This is a genomic window from Streptomyces endophytica, from assembly GCF_026153355.1.
GTDB classification, from domain to species: Bacteria; Actinomycetota; Actinomycetes; order Streptomycetales; family Streptomycetaceae; genus Streptomyces; species Streptomyces endophytica.
The window spans coordinates 3,052,123-3,070,539 of the sequence record NZ_CP110636.1 but is presented as its reverse complement, the minus strand read 5'-3'; the positions used below and the strand labels follow the sequence as shown (position 1 = coordinate 3,070,539).

The window sequence follows — 18,417 nt, the reverse complement described above, 5'->3', positions numbered from 1 at the left end:
CTGTGGTTCCGGGGCCTTCGCGTGTGCGGCGTGAGCCGGTCCGCCCGCTCAGATCTCGTAGGCCGTGCCCGCCCGGGCGACCTCGACCGGCCCGTCGTAGACCTTCTGCGCGTCGCGGACGCTGATCTCCGGGTCGGTCCACGGCGGGATGTGGGTGAGCACCAGCCGGCCGACGCCCGCCCGCCGGGCGTGCTCGCCGGCCTCCCGGCCGTTGAGGTGCAGGTCCGGGATGTCTTCCTTGCCGTAGGTGAACGACGCCTCGCACAGGAAGAGGTCACTGCCCGCCGCCAGGGAGTCCAGCGCCTCGCACGGCCCGGTGTCGCCGGAGTACGTCAGCGACCGGCCGTCGTGCTCGATGCGGAAGCCGAACGCCTCCACCGGGTGGCTGACCCGCTCGGCGTGGATGGTGAACGGCCCGACGGTGAACGTGCCGGGCGTCAGCGTGCGGAAGTCGAAGACCTCGCTCATCGCGCCGTCGTGCGGCACGTCGGCGTGCGCGGCCGTGAGCCGCCGCTCGGTGCCGGCCGGCCCGTAGACCGGCATCGGGTCGCAGCGGCCGCCGTCCGGGCGGTAGTAGCGCACCACGAAATAGCCGCACAGGTCGATGCAGTGATCGGCGTGCAGATGCGACAGGAGCACGGCGTCCAGGTCGTACAGGCCGGAGTGGCGCTGCAGCTCGCCCAGGGCGCCGTTACCCATGTCGAGGAGCAGCCTGAAGCCGTCGGCCTCCAGGAGGTAGCTCGAACAGGCCGATTCCGTCGAAGGGAACGACCCCGAGCATCCGACGACAGTGAGCTTCATACGGGGGTGAACCTCCGTGGGCGGGGGCGGCGGCCGGCGGTCCGTGCGGGTACTCCCGGCGGGGCCTTTGCCGGGTGCTGCCGGGTCTTGGGCGTTCTGTGCGGTGCCCACGAGCGTAAGGCGCAAAAGGTCCGGTGGCTCCTCCGGCGGGGCGAGCTGTGGGCGGAATCACCAGTCCGGGCTGACGGCCCGCACGGCCGTGCGACGCCCGCCACGAGAGCCCCGTCGCCGGCCGTACGACGCCCCGCCCCGGCACGCCGTTACCGGCGCGTACGCCGTGCGCTGCCGGGCCCGCCCCAGCCCCCGCTGGAGCGGCCCGGCGCCGGGGTCCCGCTACGCCCAGAGCTGCCCGTGCAGCGTGGCGATCGCCGCCTCGGTGGACTCGGCGGTGTAGACGCCGGTCGAGAGGTACTTCCAGCCGCCGTCGGCGACGACGAAGACGATGTCGGCGGCCTGCCCGGCGCGGACCGCCTTCCGGCCGACGCCGATCGCGGCGTGCAGCGCCGCGCCCGTCGAGATGCCGGCGAAGATCCCTTCCTCGGCGAGGAGTTCGCGGGTGCGGCGGACCGCGTCCTCGGAGCCGACCGAGAAGCGGGTGGTGAGCACCGACTCGTCGTACAGCTCGGGGATGAAGCCCTCGTCGAGGTTGCGCAGGCCGTAGACCACGTCGTCGTAGCGCGGTTCGGCGGCCACGATCTGGACGCCGGGGACGTGCTCGCGCAGATAGCGGCCGACGCCCATCAGGGTGCCGGTGGTGCCCAGGCCGGCCACGAAGTGGGTGACCGAGGGCAGATCGGCGAGGATCTCGGGGCCGGTGGTGGCGTAGTGCGCACCGGCGTTGTCGGGGTTGCCGTACTGGTAGAGCATCACCCAGTCCGGGTGCTCGGCGGCGAGCTCCTTGGCGACCCGGACGGCCGTGTTGGAGCCGCCGGCCGCGGGCGAGGAGATGATCTCGGCGCCCCACATGGCGAGCAGCTCGCGCCGCTCGGAGGAGGTGTTCTCCGGCATGACGCACACGATGCGGTAGCCCTTGAGCTTGGCCGCCATGGCGAGCGAGATGCCGGTGTTGCCGCTGGTGGGCTCCAGGATCGTGCAGCCGGGGGTGAGCCGGCCGTCCTTCTCGGCCTGCTCGATCATGTGCAGGGCCGGGCGGTCCTTGACCGAGCCCGTGGGGTTGCGGTCCTCCAGCTTCGCCCAGATGCGGACGTCCTCGGAGGGCGAGAGGCGCGGGAGGCGGACGAGAGGGGTGTTCCCGACCGCCGCCAGCGGGGAGTCGTACCGCACGCTCAGACCATTCCGCCGGCGACGGCCGGCAGGATCGTCACGCTGTCGCCGTCGGCCAGCTTGGTGGAGATGCCTTCGAGGAAGCGCACGTCCTCGTCGTTCAGGTAGACGTTCACGAAGCGGCGCAGCTGCTCGCCCTCGACGAGGCGCTCGCGGATGCCCGCGTGCCGGCTGTCGAGGTCGGCGAAGAGGTCGGCGAGGGTGTCGCCGGTGCCCTCGACGGCCTTCTGGCCGTCGGTGTAGGTGCGCAGGATGGTCGGGATTCGGACCTCGATGGCCATGGGAGAGCTCCTGGGGAGTCGGTGCGGTGGCGGGTGCGGTGCGTCCCGTCGCACGGCGGCGGATCAGCCGGGTGGGCGGCGGGTGACGCGGGAAGTGCGGAAGTGCGGGTGCCGGCGGCGCGCGCCGCGCGCCCGGGCGGGCCGGGTCAGCCGGCGGCGCAGCGCGGACAGATGGCGCTGGACAGGCGGCACAGATCGACGTGCAGCCGTGCGGCTCCGCAGCCGAACGCGCCCAGCAGGGCCGATGCGGAGCGACGCGTGGCGAGCGGAGCGAGCAGCAGCATGCCCGGCCTCTTCTCGCTCACGTCGTGGTCAACCATGCGGGCATCGTATCGATTCCCGGTCCGGGTATTGGAACCACGTCCCATCATGCGGACGGTTGGTGTACGCCAGTTGGGACGCGATCTTCCCGGGCCGCCGCACGGCCCGGTGCGCGCACCCGTACCGGCCCTCCCACCGGGCCGGGAGGAACAGGTCAGGAGTGCCGGGTCAGGAATACCGGGCCGGGAGAACCCGGTCAGGAGTACTCCGCCACGATCTCGACCTCTTCCTCGGTGACCGTGCCGTCGACGATCCGGAACGAGCGGAACTGGAAGGGCCCGGCGTCGTCGGTGTCGGCGGTGGAGACCAGCACGTAGTGGGCGCCGGGCTCGTTGGCGTACGAGATGTCGGTGCGCGAGGGGTAGGCCTCGGTGGCGGTGTGCGAGTGGTAGACGATCACCGGCTCCTCGTCCCGGTCATCCATCTCGCGGTAGAGCTTGAGCAGGTCCGAGGAGTCGAACTCGTAGAACGTGGGCGAACGGGCGGCGTTCAGCATCGGGATGAACCGCTCGGGGCGGCCACTGCCGGCCGGGCCCGCGACCACGCCGCAGGCCTCGTCGGGGTGGTCCTGGCGGGCGTGCTCGACGATCTGGTCGTAGAGGGCCTTGGTGAGGGTCAGCATGGCGCCAGAATAGACACGCGGGCCGGTGCGTACCGAAGAGTGGTACGCACCGGCCCGCATGCTGGACAGCCGGTCCTGGCGGCCGTCCGGCGGCGCCGGACGCCCGGTCGGTCAGCCCTGGTTCGCCGGGGCCTCGACGGCGTCGGCGGCGTCAGCGGCGGCGGCGTTCTTGCGCTGGATGCACAGGTAGCCCACGCCCATGATGAGCGCCCACACGGGAGCCGCGTACAGCGAGATCCGGGCGTCCGGGTCGACGCCCATCATCACGATCACCATGGCGATGAAGGCCAGCGCGAACACCGAGGTGTACGGGCTGCCGGGGGCCTTGAACTCGGACTGCGGGAGCTCGCCGCGGTTCGCCTTGGCCCGGTAGCGCAGCTGGGAGAGCAGGATGACGATCCAGGCCCACATACCGGAGATGGTGGCGAAGGAGACGACGTAGTTGAACGCGTCGCCGGGCCACTGGTAGTTGATCCAGACGCCGGCCAGCATCATCGCGACGGAGACGCCGGTGCCCCAGGTGGGCAGGCCGTTCTTGCTGAGCTTGGTGAAGAACTTCGGGCCCTGGCCGTTCAGCGCCAGGTCGCGCAGCATCCGGCCGGTGGAGTACATGCCGGAGTTGGCCGAGGAGAGCGCGGCGGTCAGCACGACGAAGTTGACGATGCCGGCGCCGGCGGGCAGGCCGATCTGCTGGAAGGCGGCGACGAACGGGCTCACGCCCGGCTTGAAGGCCGTCCAGCTGACCACGGACAGGATGATGATCAGCGCACCGATGTAGAAGAGGCCGATCCGCCACGGCACGGTGTTGATCGCCTTGGGCAGGACCTTCTTCGGGTTCGTCGCCTCACCGGCGGTGACGCCGACGAGTTCGACGGCCAGGAAGGCGAACATCACGATCTGGAGCGTCATCAGCGTGCCGCCGATGCCTTGGGGAAGAACCCGCCGTGGGACCAGAGAAGGGTGAACGAGGCGGTGTCACCGGCGTCGGAGAAACCGAGGGTGATCACGCCGATGCCGATCAGGATCATGCCGATGATCGCGGTGACCTTGACCATCGAGAACCAGAATTCGAGCTCACCGAAGAGCTTCACCGAGATCAGGTTGATGCCGAAGAGCGCGACGGTGAAGACCAGGGCCGAAACCCATTGCGGTATGCCCTTGTTCCAATACTGGACATAGGTGGCCGCGGCGGTGACCTCGGTAATTCCGGTGACGACCCAGAAAAGCCAGTACGTCCAGCCGGTCACAAAGCCGATGAACGGGCCGAGGAATTCCCGGCCGTATTCCGAGAAAGACCCGGAAACGGGCCGGTACATGAGCAGTTCGCCCAGGGCCCGCATGATGAAAAAGATGACCAGACCGACGATGGCGTAGGCGAGGATGATGCTCGGCCCGGCCATCGAAATAGCCTTGCCCGCTCCCAGGAACAGGCCCGTACCGATGGCGCCACCAATGGCGATCATCTGGATCTGCCGGTTGCCCAGACCCCGCTGGTAGCCCTCTTCGGGAGCCTTTCCAGCTGCCTCGTTGCCGTCGTGCTGCTTGTCGACCTGCACAGAGGTCATGAGTGGTGCGCCTTTCTCCATACCGACCCGGTCTGTCCGGATCGGGTCCCGATCCCCCCGGATGGAGTCCTGCACGCCGACGGTCGGCCGGCTCAGCGCTCCCGCGGCGACAAGGATGGCGTCACGCGCGGCAGGTCGTGAACATTTATCACGGCGTTACGTTGATCGCCTAGGGATGAGATACGTCACACCACGGGCAAATTGGGACAAGAGGTGCGAATGTCAGCGCACTGCACGGCCTGGTGTGACGCGATCGTTATCCGGATTTGAGCCTCCGCTGAGCGAACACTGCTCCCCCAGCACACCCGGATCCGTCGGGCGATATGCCCGACTCCCTCCCCTTCGGGCGGCCATCCACCTGCCGCCCGCCCCCGACGCGTGGCCGAATCCGGCACCACGCACCCTCACGGGCCGGTCCGCCCGCTCTCGGCAACCGGGCTCCCGGCCCCCCGCAAGGAGATTTCAGGCCGTCAGCGACTCGACGAGCGTCTCCTGAAGCCCGCCCAGCCACAGGTACGCCATCACCATCGGCTTGCGCGGATCACTGTCCGGCAGCCGCAGCAGCTCGCCGCCGTCCTCCTCGTCCGTGACCTCCAGGCGCGTGCCGATGGCCAGCCTGAGGTCGTTGAGGGCGCCCAGCCACTGCCGGCACTCGTCGGCGGTCAGCCGCAGCACCGCCGGATCACCACCGGACGGCGAGAGGGTGTCCAGCGCCCGGATCAGCGCAAGGGCGTCGGTCCGCTTACGGGCCCGCAGATCGTTCTCCGTATAGCGACGGAACTCCGCGGCGGCGGCGCGCACGTCGTCGTCCGGGACCAGGTCCGGGCCGCCGTAGGCATCGGGGAAGAGCCGGGCCAGGACCGGGTCGGCGGGCGGCTCACTGGGGCCGTCGTTGAACACCGACGCCAGCAGGTCCTCCCCCTCGTCGCCGGCGGGCTGCTCACCCGGCCCGATCAGCTCCATCAGCTGTACGGCGAGGCTGCGCAGGATGGAGATCTCGACCTCGTCGAGCGGTACCGCCGCGCCGCCGTCGGGCAGCGGCTCGAAGTGTCCGGTCATCGGCGGTCCTGCTGCAGGGTCGCCCACAGGCCGTAGCCGTGCATGGCCTGCACGTCCCGTTCCATTTCCTCGCGACTGCCGCTGGAGACGACCGCGCGGCCCTTGTGATGGACGTCGAGCATCAGCTGGTGCGCCTTGTCCTTGGAGTAACCGAAGTACGTCTGGAAGACATAGGAGACGTAGCTCATGAGGTTGACGGGGTCGTTGTGGACGATCGTGACCCACGGGACGTCCGGCTCGGGCACCTCGAAGGGGGCCTCGCTCGACTCGGGACGCTCGATCTCGACCGGCACACTGAGCGTGCAGTGATGCGGCCGGAGCGTGATCGTGGGTGACGGGTGGGCGCTCACACGCCCCATGCTGCCACCCGGGGGCCTGCCATGCACAAATGCCCCTCACCTGGGCCGTGTCGGGGAGAGCCGGGGAGACTCGGGGAGAAGGGGCCGGGCCGGGGCGGGAGCCGAGATCGGGCCGGCACGGGCGTCGGGGTCAGGGTCGGAGCGGGAGCCGAGATCGGGCCGGCACCGGCGTCGGGGTCAGGGCCGGGGCAGGAGCCGGGATGGGGCCGGTACGGGGGTCGGGGTCAGGGCCGGCGCGAGAGCCTAGATCGGGCCGGGTTGGGGTCAGCGGGGGAGTCGAAGCCGGGCCCGTACGCGGGCCGGATCGGCACCTCACCCACTATCGTCAAAGTGACGAGTATTGGGGGTAGCATCTCCTTCATGAACACAGCAGACCTGGGGCTGCCGGTGGCCGTGCCGTCGACTGCGCTCTTCACCGACCAGTACGAACTCACCATGCTGCAGGCCGCGTTGCGGTCCGGCACCGCGGACCGGCGCGCCGTCTTCGAGGTCTTCACCCGCCGGCTTCCCGAGGGCCGCCGCTACGGCGTGGTGGCCGGCACCGGCCGGGTGCTCGACGCGGTGGAGAACTTCCGCTTCGACGACACGATCCTCGACTTCCTGCGCCAGCGCGGCATCCTCGACGAGCCGACGCTGGCCTGGCTGGCCGACTACCGCTTCCGCGGCGACATCTGGGGCTACCCCGAGGGCGAGACCTACTTCCCCGGCTCGCCGGTCATGCGCGTCGAGGGCACCTTCGCCGAGGCCGTCCTCCTGGAGACGGTCATCCTCTCGATCCTCAACCACGACTCCGCGGTGGCCGCGGCCGCCTCCCGGATGGCGGTCGCCGCCGGCGACCGCCCCCTGATGGAGATGGGCGCCCGCCGCACCCACGAACTCTCCGCCGTCGCCGCGTCGCGCGCCGCCTACGTCGGCGGCTTCCACGTCACCTCCGACCTGGCCGCCGGCTTCCGCTACAACATCCCACCGTCGGCACCAGCGCGCACGCCTTCACCCTCCTCCACGACACCGAGCGCGACGCCTTCACCGCCCAGGTGCAGACCCTCGGCAGCGGCACCACCCTGCTCGTGGACACCTTCGACGTCGCGGAGGCGGTGCGCACCGCAGTCGAGGTGGCCGGCCCGGACCTGGGCGCCGTCCGCATCGACTCCGGCGACCTGCTGCTGATCGCCCACCGGGTGCGCCAGCAGCTGGACGAGCTGGGCGCCGAGAAGACCAGGATCGTGGTCACCAGCGACCTGGACGAGTACGCCATCGCCTCGCTGGCCGCCGCCCCGGTGGACGCGTACGGCGTCGGCACCCAGCTGGTCACCGGCAGCGGACACCCGACCTGCTCGATGGTCTACAAGCTGGTCGCCCGCGCTGACAGCAACGCCCCGGGCGCCCCGCTGCGGCCGGTCGCGAAGAAGTCGATGGGCGCCAAGTTCTCGGTCGGCGGCCGCAAATGGGCCGCCCGCCGGCTCGACGAGTACGGCGCCGCGGAGGCCGAGGTCATCGGCACGGGGCCGGTCCCGGCGGAACTGGCGGACCACCAGTTGCAGGTGCCGCTGGTGACCGGGGGCGAGGTCGTGGCCCGCGAGCCGCTGGACGCCGCCCGCGACCGCCACATCGCCGCCCGCGCCCGCCTGCCCCTGTCGGCCACCCAGCTGTCACGCGGCGAGCCGGTACTGCCGACGGAGTTCGTGTGACCCGTTGCGTATGACCCGTTGCGCGTGACCTGTTGCGTGTCACCCGTTACGTGTCACCCGTTGCCCATGACCTGTTGCGTGTGACCCGTTGACCTGGGACGCGGTCGCGTGATCTGAGAGGCGGTCGCGTCGGCCTGTACTGCTGACCTCGACTGACCTCGACTGACCTCGGCTGACCTCGGCCCGGCCGCCTGTTGGCCTCTTCCATAGCCGCCGCCTGTCGGCCTCTTCTGCATCCGGCCTGTTGAGGGGGTCTGCTGAGGGGCCCGTGGAGGGGTCTCGCTTGATGCCCGCGGCGGGGGCTCTCTTGATGGGGCGCCTGGTCTTGCTTGGGCCGGGCGGGCCTCCTTCTTTTCCGGCAACGATTACGGAGCGTGATTTGTTTCTCGTAAGATATCACAGTGTGTAGCTGCCCGAGGGTGGGATGGTGGGGCACTCCCGGAAATGCCCGGCAGTGGCTACCCTCGGTCACACCACCGCTCCGCGCTCCGCGCCCTCTTACCGATTCCCAGCCGGAAGGCACGCACCATGCACCGGGCATTGATCGTCGTTGACGTGCAGAACGACTTCTGCGAGGGCGGCAGCCTCGCGGTGGCGGGAGGTGCGGATGTCGCGGCGGCCATCACCGATCTGATCGCCGAGACCGCCGGCAGCTGCTACCGCCACGTCGTGGCCACCCGGGACCACCACATCGACCCGGGCGACCACTTCTCCGACCACCCGGACTACGAGCACTCCTGGCCGGTGCACTGCGTGGCCGGCACGGAGGGCAGCGGCTTCCACCCGAACTTCGCCCCGGCCATCGCCTCCGGCGCGATCGACGCGGTCTTCGACAAGGGCGCGCACTCCGCCGCGTACAGCGGCTTCGAGGGTGCCGACGAGAACGGCACCGGGCTCGGCGACTGGCTGCGGGCGCACGACGTCACCGAGGTGGACGTGGTCGGCATCGCGACCGATCACTGCGTACGGCGGACCGCACTTGACGCGGTGGGGGCCGGGCTGCGTACGCACGTGCTGCTGGACCTGACCGCGGGGGTGGCCGCCCGTACGACCGAGCGGGCGCTGGAGGAGCTGCGGGCGGCCGGCGCGGAGCTGACGGGCAAGCCGGTCGTTCTGGGCGGCTGAGCGCCGGCCGGCGGCGGCCCGGGCGGCCGAGCGGGCCGCCGGCCGGACCCAACGGACCGGACGCCGGACGCCGGAAGCCGGAGAAGAGCAGGCCGGACGCCGGACCGGAAGCCGGAGAAGAGCGGGCCGGACGCCGGACCGGAAGCCGGGGAAAAGCGAGCCGGACGCCGGACCGGAAGCCGGAGAAGAGCGGGCCGGACGCCGGACCGCGCGGACCGGACGCCGGGCGCCGGACCGCGCGGACCGGGTTCCGGGACGCTGTACGCCCGACGCGCACCCCGCCGCGGCCCCACCCGGCCCGCGCGTCCGCGCTGGCCCCGCTCCCCTGCGCCTCAGGCCGCCGAGGCCGGTCTGTCCTCGTTTCCCGTGGGCAGGGGGCCCGTATCGGGAGTCGTGTGCGGTGCGCGGGTCGGGTGGACCGGGCGGGGGCGCCAGAGGGCGCGTATGGGGTGCCAGGACTCGGTGTCGTCGTCGGGGGTCTCGCGCCAGACGAGGCCGTCGGGGTGGTGCAGGACGGCCGTGACCTCGTCCGGGGTGGGCGGCTCGGTGTTGCCGCGGAGGTAGACCGCGCGCAGGCCGAGGTTGCGCAGCCTGGTCAGGGCGCGCTGGCGGTTCACGGCGTGCACCAGGACCCGGACCCGGCAGCCGCACTCGTACGGGCCGGAGCGCGGGCCGTGGGCCGGTCTGGGCAGGGACAGGGCGACCACCACGCTTCCGCCGGGAAGCCTGGTGAAACCGCCACCGGACATGTGCATATCTCCCCCGTGAGACTTGGCGTCAACAAGGAACTGTAGGACGCATCTAAACGCTAATCGGCCGCCGCCCGCTAGGGGGCGACGGCCGATCGGGCGTTGACCTGCTGGTTTTATCTTTTATTTACCGGCAGGGGCGACCTTGATCGTCACCGTGGAGCCGTCCCAGGCCTCCTTGGTGATCTTGATCCGGGTGTTGGTGTCAGGAACGATCACACCGCCGGTCGGGTTCGTCTTGTCGTAGTAGACGCCGTGCCGGTCGTCGAAGAGCGTGACGCCCTTCTTCGAGCTGATCTTGACCGGTGCGCCGTCCTTGTGGAGGGTCAGCGCGTCGGTCCGGAACCGGGTGAAGGTCGAGTCGTAGGACTGGAAGCGGTTGCGCATCAGCGTGCCGTCGGCCCAGTGCTCGGCCGTCGGGTGCGCGTCGACCGGGAGGATCAGGCCGTGGCCCGGGTGCTGGCCGACGTTGTTGTCCGCCTGCGAGGTGTCCCACAGCCAGATCAGCACGCCGTTCTGGAAGGGGAAGTGCTCCACCCAGGTCGGCTTGGCCGTCCGCCAGCCGAAGTTGTACGGGCCGACCTTGAGGGTCTTGTCGTACGACACGTACTGGCGGTTCTCGGCGATGTAGTACTGCGGGTAGTCCTTCGTGAAGGACCCGCCGATGCGCGAGAAGCCCTTGCTGGTCCAGCCGTTGTCGTCGCCCTCGGCGTTGTCGCTGAACAGCGGCGTGCCGTCGGCGACCACGCTGATGCTGTCGGCCGCGAAGCCCTTCTGGGCGGCGCCGCCGTCGGTCTGGTAGCGGAAGCGCAGGTCGATCTTCTTGCCGGCGTAGGCGTCCAGCGGGTAGACGAGGTCCTGGTAGGCGGCGACGGTGCCGGTCAGGGCGGGCTTGTCGCTGCCGTCACGCGGGATGGCCTTGCCGCCCGCGGTGCCGTCCAGGGCGGTCCAGTTGGCGCCGCCGTCCGTGGAGACCTCGGCGTAGAGGAAGTCGTAGTCCTTCTCGATGTCCCACCAGCCCTTGAGGTTCAGGGAGGCCTTCGCCTTGCCGGTGAGGTCCACGGAGCGGGTGAGGGTGTTCTTCAGGTCGTCGCCCATGCCGCTCCACCACTGCTTGGAGCCTTCGGCGGGCGGGACGATGTCGGTCTTGACGGCCTTGGCGGGCAGTTCGACGACCACCGCCTGCTTGTCCTTGGTGTTGTACTCGGCGACGCCCAGCTTGTGGCTGGACTTCGTCGCGGCCTTCGCCTTGGCGTAGTTGAGCCAGCCCAGCTGCAGCTTGTCCCAGGCGCTCATGTCGCCGGGCAGGTCGCCGATGGCGTCCTTGCCGGTGCCGAGCCAGGAGCCGCCCGACATCAGCGACCAGAAGTCGACGGAGGACTCGCCGGTGCCGGTGGTGTCGTACTCGTCCGGCAGGCCCAGGTCGTGGCCGTATTCGTGGGCGAAGACGCCGAGGCCGCCGTTCTCCGGCTGCATGGTGTAGTCGCCGACCCAGATGCCGGTGTCGCCGATCTGCGTGCCGCCGGCCTTGTTGGCCGCGGGACCGGTCTTGCCGGCGTCGCTGCCGTACGCGTACCAGCGGTGCGCCCAGATCGCGTTGGTCTTCTGGACGCCGCCGCCGGCGGACTCGTCCTCACCGGCGTGCACGATCTGGAAGTGGTCGATGTAGCCGTCGGGCTCGTTGAAGTTGCCGTCGCCGTCGTGGTCGTAGCGGTCCCACTGGTCGTACTTGGCGAGGTCGGCCTTGATCTGGGCGTCGGTGCGGCCCTTGGCCTTCTGGTCCTTGGCCCACTGGTTGACGCCGTCGCGGATCAGGTCCCAGGCGTTGGCGCAGTTGGTCTGGCCGCAGTAGTTGGAGCCGTAACGGGCCTCGTTCCAGTCGACCTTGACCCAGTCGGAGACCTCGCCGTCGACGGAGTAGCGGCCCGAGGACTGCTTCTCGTAGTACTTGGCGAGCGACTGCTTCTTCTTGTCGTGCGAGAAGTACAGGTCCTGGAAGTGCTTCTGGTTGTAGTCCTTCTGCCAGGCCGTGCTGTTGTCCTTGGCACGGTCCGGCTGGGCTATCTGGTTGTGCGCGGGGCCGGGGTCGCCGCCGTACTTCTTGATCGGGGGCTTGGGGCCGTCGCCGTCCGGGTCGAACATCGTGGTGTTGTCGACCTTGTCGCCGAAGTCCACGAGGATGGTGAAGATCTTGTCGGTCTTCTGCCGGGCCAGCTCGACGTACTTGCTGCGGCCGAGCTTGACGACCTTCGAGCCGCCCCGGTCGGTGGCCTTGGCCTTGCCGGAGATGACCTGCTGGAGCGCCTCCTTGCGGGCGGTCTCCTGCCGGTCGCTGTAGGGACCCTTGAGGTCGTGGTCCACGTTGCGCTCGGGCGCCGGGTCCTGGTGCCGGGCGACGGGCGACGGGCCCTGTGCGTCGGCCATCGCCACCCCGGAAGACAAAGCGGCCGCCCCGATCACGGCGATCGCCGTGGCCAAGGCGGCCGGTCTGAACGGTCTTCTCTGGTCTCTCACTTGGAGCGGTCCTCCCCTTCGAACACGGTCACTGTTCGAGGGCATTCGACCGGAAGTACGGGGGAAAAGACAGGTCTTGACTTGGTCACGTCAGCGACGTACGTTAACCGGTCCGCCGATTTCGGGTATCGGACAGCTGTCCGCATGGTGAACACGCCGGTCGGGCAGCGAAGTTGGGGACAGAGCGGAAGAACCGGGTCCGGATAACCGGCGCAGAAGCCGGGCGTATATGCCTGCCGGGCATGCGCCCCCTTTGTCAACAGCCAGGACGCTCCCGCACATACGTTCACGCGCTTGCCGTGTGCGCCCCCTGTGCCTCCGCGCGGTGGGTTAGGTCACGCTTACTTGCCGTTCCGCTCGGGCAGTAAGGACCGTAGGCTCGTGTGATGGCGCGCCCTTGACCGACACTTCCTGCCGACCCTCCGAGGACGGATTCCGCCATGCCTCGTCCTACCGCAACCCAGCTCGCCTACGGTTCGGCCACCGTCTTTCTCTCCACCCTCGCGATGCTGCTGCTCTCGCAGACGCAGACCGGGATCGGGGTCGCGGTCATCGCCATCGCCGGACTCGGGCTCGGCCTGCTGGTCGCCATGACGGCGCCGATGCCCGGAGTGTCCCGGGTCGTCCGCCGGCACGTCGTACGGGCCAAGTCGCCCGCCGCGCCGGCCCCTTTGAGGGCCGTGCCGTCGCCGTACGACCGGGTGCCGCGGCCGCGGCTGACCGAGACGGCCGGCGCGCCGGAGGCCCGGGTCGGCGAACACTCACGCTGAACGCCGAACACCGAGCCCGGAGCGCCGAGCGCTGAACGACGAGCGCTGAACGACGCGCTCGGAGTTACCGCGGCTCCGTGGAGACCACCACCGTTTTCGCCGCCTTGTCGTGCAGGCACTGCTGGTACGGCTTGTCCCATGTGCACCACAGGACGTTGACCAGCCAGAAGATGAAGCCGCAGCACGGCACGATCTCCGGCAGGGTGTAGACGGCGGCGCGGATCCAGGCCGCCTGGCCGGTCGGGATCGAGCCGTTCGCGAGCATCGCCACGCGGATCTTCATCGCCATCTTGCCGACGGTCTGGCCCCGGTTGGCGAGCATCAGCCCTTCGTAGATCAGATACGCGAGCATGGTCACGCCCGACACCGTCGACTGCCGGCCGGCCTCGACGCTGCTGGTGCTGAAGTAGTCCACCCCGCCGACGATCACGGTCATGATGATGGACACCGGGACGCCGATGAGGATCGCGTCGATGATGCGCGCGACCAGCCGGCGGCCGCGGTTCGCCAGCGGCGGCATACCGGCCAACGGATCGGCGCCGTACCCGCTGCCGTAGGGGTCACCGTAGGGGCCGCCGCCGTACGGGGGCCCACCGTACGGCGGCGTCCCACCGGGAGGCGTGCCGCCAGGCGGCGGGGGCCCACCCGGGGGCGTGCCGCCTGGAGGCGGGGGCCCACCCGGGGGCGTGCCGCCCGGCGGTGGGGTTCCGCCCGGCGGTGGGGTTCCGCCTTCGCCGCCGCCCGTGCCGCCGCCCTGCGGTGCGTTGTTACGGGGGGAGCCGTTGCCGGGCTGGTCGGTGCTCATGGCCCGAGTCGACCGCTTGTCGCCGCCGGCCGCATCCGGCGAAGTCCGTTCGGGGGACGGATTCCGGTCGGGCGGATCAGTCACGGCCCGGGCGGCGGGCGGATCGGTCGCGGCCCGGGCGGGGGCGGATCAGTCGGCGGCGACGAACGTCCGGGCCAGCTTGTCGTGCCAGCACTGCCGCCACGGCCGGTCGAACACGCACCAGACGACGTTCACCACGCCGATGGCGAGGACGCCGAGCAGGCTGTAGCAGAACCAGCGCTTGAGCGCGGCGGCGAGCATCGGGCTGTCATGGCTCTCGATGTCCAGCACCCGTACGCCGCACAGCTTCTTGCCCAGCGTGCGGCCCCACTTGAGGACCGGCAGCGCCTCGTAGAGCGCACCGCCGATGAGCAGGACGGCGAGGATCGTGGCGAAGACCGGGGCGGTGGTGCCGTCGATCAGATAGACCGTCACCTGACGGCCGGACTGCCGGGCCGCCTCGACCTTGGCGTCGATGTGGTCGGTGACGGTGCCCCACATCGGGACCGCGACGGCGGCGGTGACGGCGCCCAGCACGAGGGTGTCGATCAGCCGGGCGGCGAGCCGGCGGCCGAGTCCGGCCGGGTGACCCTGTGCGGCCTGGGCGGCCGCGAAGAAGGGGTCCGCGGCGCTCGGCGGCTTCCAGGGGATGACGCCCTCGGCGCCGGCGCCCTGGGCGGGCCCGGAGGCCGGAGGCGCGGCGGCGGGGGGCGTGGACGGGGTGGGCGCGGCGGCGTGCTGCGCCGGGAAACCGGCCGGGGGCTGCTGCCCGCCGGGGGCCGGCTGAGCCTGCTGCGGGGCCGGGTGCTGCGGTGCGGGGCTCTGCTGGGCCGGGGTCTGCTGGGCCGGGGTCTGCTGGGCCGGGGCGCCGACGGACGGCAGCGACTGCGGGGCGCCGCCGGGCGTCGGGGAGGCGTTGCGGCCGCCGCCCGCGACGCGGATCGCCATGGTCTCGTTGCCCTTGGCGGGCGCGGCGGCGCCGGGGCGTACCGCGCGGATCGCCGTGGTGCCCTGGTCGCCGGATTTCCCGCGGCGGGCGGCCGGGTTGACGGCGCGGATGGCGACCGTCCCGTCGGACGGGGCGCCGGGTGCGGGCGTCGCGGAGGAGGGCGTGCCGGGCACGTCGCCCGACGCGGGGTCGGCGGCGGGCTGTTCGTCGCGCTGCGGGGGCACCGAGCCCCAGGAGGCGGCGCCGGACGGGGTGCCGGCGGGGGCCTGGTCGGGGGCGCCCCAGGAGATGCGGCGGTCGGTCTCGTTGCCGAAGCCGCTCTGCCGGGAGGCGTCGGCCTGCCAGGCGGAGGCCGGTTCCGGGCTGGTGCCGTGCAGCCGGGCCGGGTCGTCCCAGCCCGCGGCGGCGGGCCGGGCCTCGACCTCGCCGCTGCGGCGCACCACGGGCAGCCCGGCGTCGCCGGCGGCCGGCTCGTCCTCGTCGAGGAAGACCGGGCCGGTCTCCTCGACGGCGGGGGTGGTCGGCGGGGCGGCGCCGGGCGGCGGCGCGGGCATCGCCTCGCCCTCGGCGGGGGCGGGGCGGCTGGTGCCCGGCACCCATGCGGCACCGTTCCAGTACCGGATGTAGCCGGGGATGGACGGGTCCGGGTAGAAGCCTGGCGTGGGGCTGCCGCCGGCGGATCCTGAGGTAGGGGCGCTCATGTCCGAAGTCCCGTATCTGTACTCGGCCTGGTGGGTGTGGGGTGCAGTCTGCCGCAACGCGGCGTCCACATCTATCAGACCCCGGGGCACGACGGTGCCCGTGCCCGCCTCCGACCACCTGGAAGAGGCCCGGGAAAAAAGTTGTACGAAGTCGTGTAAGAGTCCGGCACTTGGTGCCTCTCTCCTGGTGCGGGCCCGCTCCCAGGGCGTCCGCGGAGACGGGATCGGAGAGGCGGACCTCATGCACACCGTGGTGGAACGAGAACTGGAACTGGGCCTGGTGCTGTCCCCGGAGCGCAGCGTTCCGGTGCCGGCGCGGCTGACGTACCGGACGAATGACCCCTACGCCGTCCATGTCACCTTCCATGTCGGTTCGGACGCGCCGGTGACCTGGACGTTCGCCCGTGAGCTGCTCGTGGAGGGCGTGTTCCGGCCGTGCGGTGAGGGTGATGTGCGGGCGTGGCCGGTGAAGGTGGACGGCCGGAGCCTGGTGTGCATGGCGCTGGACTCGCCGGACGGGGAGGCGCTGCTGGAGGCGCCGGCGACGGCGGTCTCGGCGTGGCTGGAGCGCACGCTGCGGGTGGTGCCGCCCGGGGCGGAGCAGGGGTATCTGGGCCTGGACAAAGGGCTGAGCGAGCTGTTCGCGATGGCCTCCCGGGACGAACCGCGGCCGGGCGGCGAGTCGTCCGGCTGGTCACCGGACGACTCGCCGGAGCCGGGGGCGTAGCGGCCGGGCGGGGGACGGGGAAGGCCCTCCCCCGGCAGGCCGGTCGGTCAGCCGCGGTAGGTCTCCAGCAGCCGCAGCCACACCTCGCTGATGGTCGGGTAGGCGGGGACCGCGTGCCAGAGCCGCTCGATGGGGACCTCGCCGGCCACTGCGACGGTTGCCGAGTGCAGCAGTTCGCTGACGCCGGGGCCGACGAAGGTGGCCCCGAGCAGCACTTCACGGTCCAGGTCGACGATCATGCGGGCGCGGCCGCGGTAGCCGTCGGCGTACAGGAAGGCGCCGGCGACCGCGCCGAGGTCCTGGTCGACCACCTGGAAGCGGTGCCCGGCGCGTTCGGCCGCGGCGGCGGTCAGGCCGACGGAGGCGGCTTCGGGGTCGGTGAAGACGACCTGGGGTACGGCGCGGGTGTCCGCGGTGGCGGCGTGCGCGCCCCAGGGGTCGGATTCCAGGATGGGGACGCCGCGGGCGCGGGCGGCGATGGCGGCGCCGGCGATCCTGGCCTGGTATTTGCCCTGGTGGGTCAGGAGGGCGCGGTGGTTGACGTCGCCGACGCCGTAGAGCCAGCCGCCGGTCACGCCGGAGACCCGGCAGGTGTCGTCGACGTCGAGCCAGGAGCCGGGCGCCAGGCCGACCGTTTCGAGGCCGATGTCGGCGGTGCGCGGGGCGCGTCCGGTGGCGATGAGCAGTTCGTCGGCGACGATGTCGTCCCGGCCGGCGCCGCCCGGTCCGCCGGGGCCGCCGGGGGCGTCGAGGACGACGGTGACCGGGCCGCCGGGGATCTCCCGGCGGACCTCGCGGACCTCGGTGCCGGTGCGCAGGTCGACGCCGGCCTCGGTGAGTGCGGCGGCGACGAGCTGGCCGGCGAACGGTTCCATGCGGGGCAGCAGTCCGTCGCCGCGGACCAGGAGGGTGACCGAGGCGCCCAGGGCGCGCCAGGCGGTGGCCATCTCGACGCCGACGACGCCGCCGCCGACCACGACGAGGTGGCCGGGTACGGCCTGGGAGCTGGTGGCGGCGCGGCTGGTCCAGGGGCGGGCCTCGGCGAGGCCGGGGACGGGCGGGAGGACCGGGCGGCTGCCGGTGCAGACGGCGACCGCGTGCCGGGCGGTGAGGGTGCGTTCCCCGTCGTCGACGACGACGCGGCGGGGTCCGGCGAGCCGGCCGTGGCCGCGGACGAGGTCGATGCCGGCCGAGTCGAGCCAGCGGACCTGTCCGTCGTCCTTCCAGTGGGCGGCGACGGCGTCCCGGTGGGTGAGGACGGCGGGGGCGTCCAGGGAGCCGTCGGCGGCGCCTTGGAGGCCGGGGACGCGGCGGGCGTCGGAGCGGGCGGTGACCGGGCGGAGCAGGGCCTTGCTGGGCATGCAGGCCCAGTAGGAGCATTCGCCGCCGACCAGTTCGCTCTCGACGATGACGGCGCTCAGGCCGGCGGCGTGGGCGCGGTCGGCGAGGTTCTCGCCGGTGGGTCCGGCGCCGAGCACGATGACGTCGTAGGCCTCGTCGGCGGCCGGGGTCGTGGGGGTCGCTGCCATCGGCTCTCGCTCCCTGTGGTGGGCGGGGCGGCCCGGCGGGCCGCGGGAAGGGCCGCGGGGCCGGGTCCCTTCTGGCCATCCTCTGCCCGCGGGGCCGTCCCCGCATCCGCCGCGGTGACGTCTCCGTACGCCCGCCGGTCCGGCACCGTGTAGGCCCGCCGGCCGGTCGGCGCGTCCGTGCGGCGGGCCGTCACCTGGCGGGCGCGCCGGCCGGTCGGCGCGCCGGTCCCGCCGTCACGGGGTCCGGCGTTCGACCGCTTCCTTGGCCTCGGCGAGTCCGGAGCCGGTCAGCTCGCGGTGGAGCTTGATCGCCTGGATCTTCTTGCCCTGCGCCAGCAGTGCGTCGATCTCGGCGAACCGGGCGTCCTGCGGCTCCTCGATGCCGGCGTGCGCGAGGAGCAGATCCACCTTCTGCTCCAGCCGGACGAGTCGCCGCTCCACCATTTTGGAGCGGCGGTCGGTGGAGGAGGACACGACGGCGAGGGCGAGGACGACGAGGGCTATACCGGGAAGCAGGTTTTCCATGGCGGAAACTCTACGGTCGGGG

The 18,417-nt window shown here is 71.6% G+C and carries 16 protein-coding genes and 2 pseudogenes; 4 read left to right on the top strand and 14 right to left on the bottom strand.

From position 1 onward, the window contains the following. Positions 1-48: 48 nt before the first annotated feature. The 8 genes and pseudogenes from OJ254_RS13815 to clpS form a co-directional block, all read right to left on the bottom strand. The gene (locus OJ254_RS13815) at positions 49-801 is read right to left on the bottom strand and encodes an MBL fold metallo-hydrolase (protein WP_265362563.1); all 753 of its coding nucleotides are present in this window, start codon (positions 799-801) and stop codon (positions 49-51) included. A 333-nt stretch (positions 802-1,134) separates the two neighbouring features. Next, entirely contained in the window at positions 1,135-2,085 is a 951-nt protein-coding gene (locus tag OJ254_RS13810) for a PLP-dependent cysteine synthase family protein (protein WP_265362562.1), read from the bottom strand. A gap of 2 nt (positions 2,086-2,087) precedes the next feature. Then, the gene (locus OJ254_RS13805) at positions 2,088-2,366 is read right to left on the bottom strand and encodes a MoaD/ThiS family protein (protein ID WP_265362561.1); all 279 of its coding nucleotides are present in this window, start codon (positions 2,364-2,366) and stop codon (positions 2,088-2,090) included. Between the two features lie 146 nt (positions 2,367-2,512). Continuing rightward, the gene (locus OJ254_RS13800) at positions 2,513-2,686 is read right to left on the bottom strand and encodes a putative leader peptide (RefSeq protein WP_199816418.1); all 174 of its coding nucleotides are present in this window, start codon (positions 2,684-2,686) and stop codon (positions 2,513-2,515) included. 197 nt (positions 2,687-2,883) lie between these two features. Then, positions 2,884-3,309 carry a M67 family metallopeptidase gene (locus OJ254_RS13795; protein WP_261951207.1) on the bottom strand — a complete coding sequence of 142 codons (426 nt, stop codon included), beginning with the start codon at positions 3,307-3,309 and terminating at the stop codon, positions 2,884-2,886. Positions 3,310-3,420: 111 nt separating this feature from the next. Further along, a pseudogene (locus OJ254_RS13790) lies at positions 3,421-4,874 on the bottom strand (amino acid permease). Between the two features lie 462 nt (positions 4,875-5,336). After that, entirely contained in the window at positions 5,337-5,933 is a 597-nt protein-coding gene (locus OJ254_RS13785; RefSeq protein ID WP_265362560.1) for a DUF2017 domain-containing protein, read from the bottom strand. Next, positions 5,930-6,283 (bottom strand): ATP-dependent Clp protease adapter ClpS, encoded by a 354-nt coding sequence (gene clpS, locus OJ254_RS13780; RefSeq protein ID WP_051733358.1) that lies wholly within the window; start codon positions 6,281-6,283, stop codon positions 5,930-5,932. The genes OJ254_RS13785 and clpS overlap by 4 nt, the downstream gene beginning before the upstream one ends. 369 nt (positions 6,284-6,652) lie before the next feature. On the opposite strand from clpS, the pseudogene OJ254_RS13775 reads away from it, so the two are divergent. Together OJ254_RS13775 and OJ254_RS13770 are read left to right on the top strand one after the other, a co-directional pair. Continuing rightward, positions 6,653-7,980, top strand: a pseudogene (locus OJ254_RS13775) (nicotinate phosphoribosyltransferase). Positions 7,981-8,508: 528 nt separating this feature from the next. After that, positions 8,509-9,105, top strand: coding sequence for an isochorismatase family protein (locus tag OJ254_RS13770; protein ID WP_261951204.1), 597 nt, complete (start codon positions 8,509-8,511; stop codon positions 9,103-9,105). Between the two features lie 332 nt (positions 9,106-9,437). Here OJ254_RS13770 and OJ254_RS13765 read toward each other — a convergent pair whose 3' ends face one another. Further along, complete coding sequence (locus OJ254_RS13765) at positions 9,438-9,854, bottom strand: hypothetical protein (RefSeq protein ID WP_265362558.1); 417 nt, start codon at positions 9,852-9,854, stop codon at positions 9,438-9,440. A gap of 123 nt (positions 9,855-9,977) precedes the next feature. Beyond that, positions 9,978-12,368: an immune inhibitor A domain-containing protein gene (locus tag OJ254_RS13760; protein WP_265362557.1), complete on the bottom strand. Its 2,391-nt coding sequence runs from the start codon at positions 12,366-12,368 to the stop codon at positions 9,978-9,980. A 440-nt stretch (positions 12,369-12,808) separates the two neighbouring features. Here OJ254_RS13760 and OJ254_RS13755 point away from each other — a divergent pair, with 440 nt between their 5' ends. Continuing rightward, positions 12,809-13,138: a hypothetical protein gene (locus OJ254_RS13755; RefSeq protein WP_265362556.1), complete on the top strand. Its 330-nt coding sequence runs from the start codon at positions 12,809-12,811 to the stop codon at positions 13,136-13,138. A gap of 64 nt (positions 13,139-13,202) precedes the next feature. On the opposite strand, the gene OJ254_RS31045 is transcribed toward OJ254_RS13755, so the two are convergent. Together OJ254_RS31045 and OJ254_RS13745 are read right to left on the bottom strand one after the other, a co-directional pair. After that, positions 13,203-13,658, bottom strand: coding sequence for an RDD family protein (locus OJ254_RS31045; RefSeq protein ID WP_341483611.1), 456 nt, complete (start codon positions 13,656-13,658; stop codon positions 13,203-13,205). Between the two features lie 414 nt (positions 13,659-14,072). Next, positions 14,073-15,614 (bottom strand): RDD family protein, encoded by a 1,542-nt coding sequence (locus OJ254_RS13745; protein ID WP_265362554.1) that lies wholly within the window; start codon positions 15,612-15,614, stop codon positions 14,073-14,075. 241 nt (positions 15,615-15,855) lie between these two features. On the opposite strand from OJ254_RS13745, the gene OJ254_RS13740 reads away from it, so the two are divergent. Continuing rightward, positions 15,856-16,341, top strand: a complete 486-nt coding sequence (locus OJ254_RS13740; protein ID WP_265362553.1) for an SsgA family sporulation/cell division regulator — start codon at positions 15,856-15,858, stop codon at positions 16,339-16,341. Between the two features lie 47 nt (positions 16,342-16,388). On the opposite strand, the gene OJ254_RS13735 is transcribed toward OJ254_RS13740, so the two are convergent. Together OJ254_RS13735 and OJ254_RS13730 are read right to left on the bottom strand one after the other, a co-directional pair. Then, positions 16,389-17,870: a dihydrolipoyl dehydrogenase family protein gene (locus OJ254_RS13735; protein ID WP_265362552.1), complete on the bottom strand. Its 1,482-nt coding sequence runs from the start codon at positions 17,868-17,870 to the stop codon at positions 16,389-16,391. Between the two features lie 234 nt (positions 17,871-18,104). Continuing rightward, the gene (locus tag OJ254_RS13730; protein ID WP_265362551.1) at positions 18,105-18,395 is read right to left on the bottom strand and encodes a ribosomal protein L7/L12; all 291 of its coding nucleotides are present in this window, start codon (positions 18,393-18,395) and stop codon (positions 18,105-18,107) included. Positions 18,396-18,417: the final 22 nt, after the last annotated feature.

Excerpts from the sequence above, each read along its gene's own strand:
- OJ254_RS13770 (WP_261951204.1), top strand. The coding sequence starts at position 8,509 with ATGCACCGGGCATTGATCGTCGTTGACGTGCAGAACGACTTCTGCGAG.
- OJ254_RS13765 (WP_265362558.1), bottom strand. The coding sequence starts at position 9,854 with ATGTCCGGTGGCGGTTTCACCAGGCTTCCCGGCGGAAGCGTGGTGGTC.
- OJ254_RS13805 (WP_265362561.1), bottom strand. The coding sequence starts at position 2,366 with ATGGCCATCGAGGTCCGAATCCCGACCATCCTGCGCACCTACACCGAC.
- OJ254_RS13745 (WP_265362554.1), bottom strand. The coding sequence starts at position 15,614 with ATGAGCGCCCCTACCTCAGGATCCGCCGGCGGCAGCCCCACGCCAGGC.
- OJ254_RS13740 (WP_265362553.1), top strand. The coding sequence starts at position 15,856 with ATGCACACCGTGGTGGAACGAGAACTGGAACTGGGCCTGGTGCTGTCC.
- OJ254_RS13815 (WP_265362563.1), bottom strand. The coding sequence starts at position 801 with ATGAAGCTCACTGTCGTCGGATGCTCGGGGTCGTTCCCTTCGACGGAA.
- OJ254_RS13800 (WP_199816418.1), bottom strand. The coding sequence starts at position 2,686 with ATGGTTGACCACGACGTGAGCGAGAAGAGGCCGGGCATGCTGCTGCTC.
- OJ254_RS13795 (WP_261951207.1), bottom strand. The coding sequence starts at position 3,309 with ATGCTGACCCTCACCAAGGCCCTCTACGACCAGATCGTCGAGCACGCC.
- OJ254_RS31045 (WP_341483611.1), bottom strand. The coding sequence starts at position 13,658 with ATGCCGCCGCTGGCGAACCGCGGCCGCCGGCTGGTCGCGCGCATCATC.
- OJ254_RS13730 (WP_265362551.1), bottom strand. The coding sequence starts at position 18,395 with ATGGAAAACCTGCTTCCCGGTATAGCCCTCGTCGTCCTCGCCCTCGCC.
- OJ254_RS13785 (WP_265362560.1), bottom strand. The coding sequence starts at position 5,933 with ATGACCGGACACTTCGAGCCGCTGCCCGACGGCGGCGCGGCGGTACCG.
- OJ254_RS13755 (WP_265362556.1), top strand. The coding sequence starts at position 12,809 with ATGCCTCGTCCTACCGCAACCCAGCTCGCCTACGGTTCGGCCACCGTC.
- OJ254_RS13735 (WP_265362552.1), bottom strand. The coding sequence starts at position 17,870 with ATGGCAGCGACCCCCACGACCCCGGCCGCCGACGAGGCCTACGACGTC.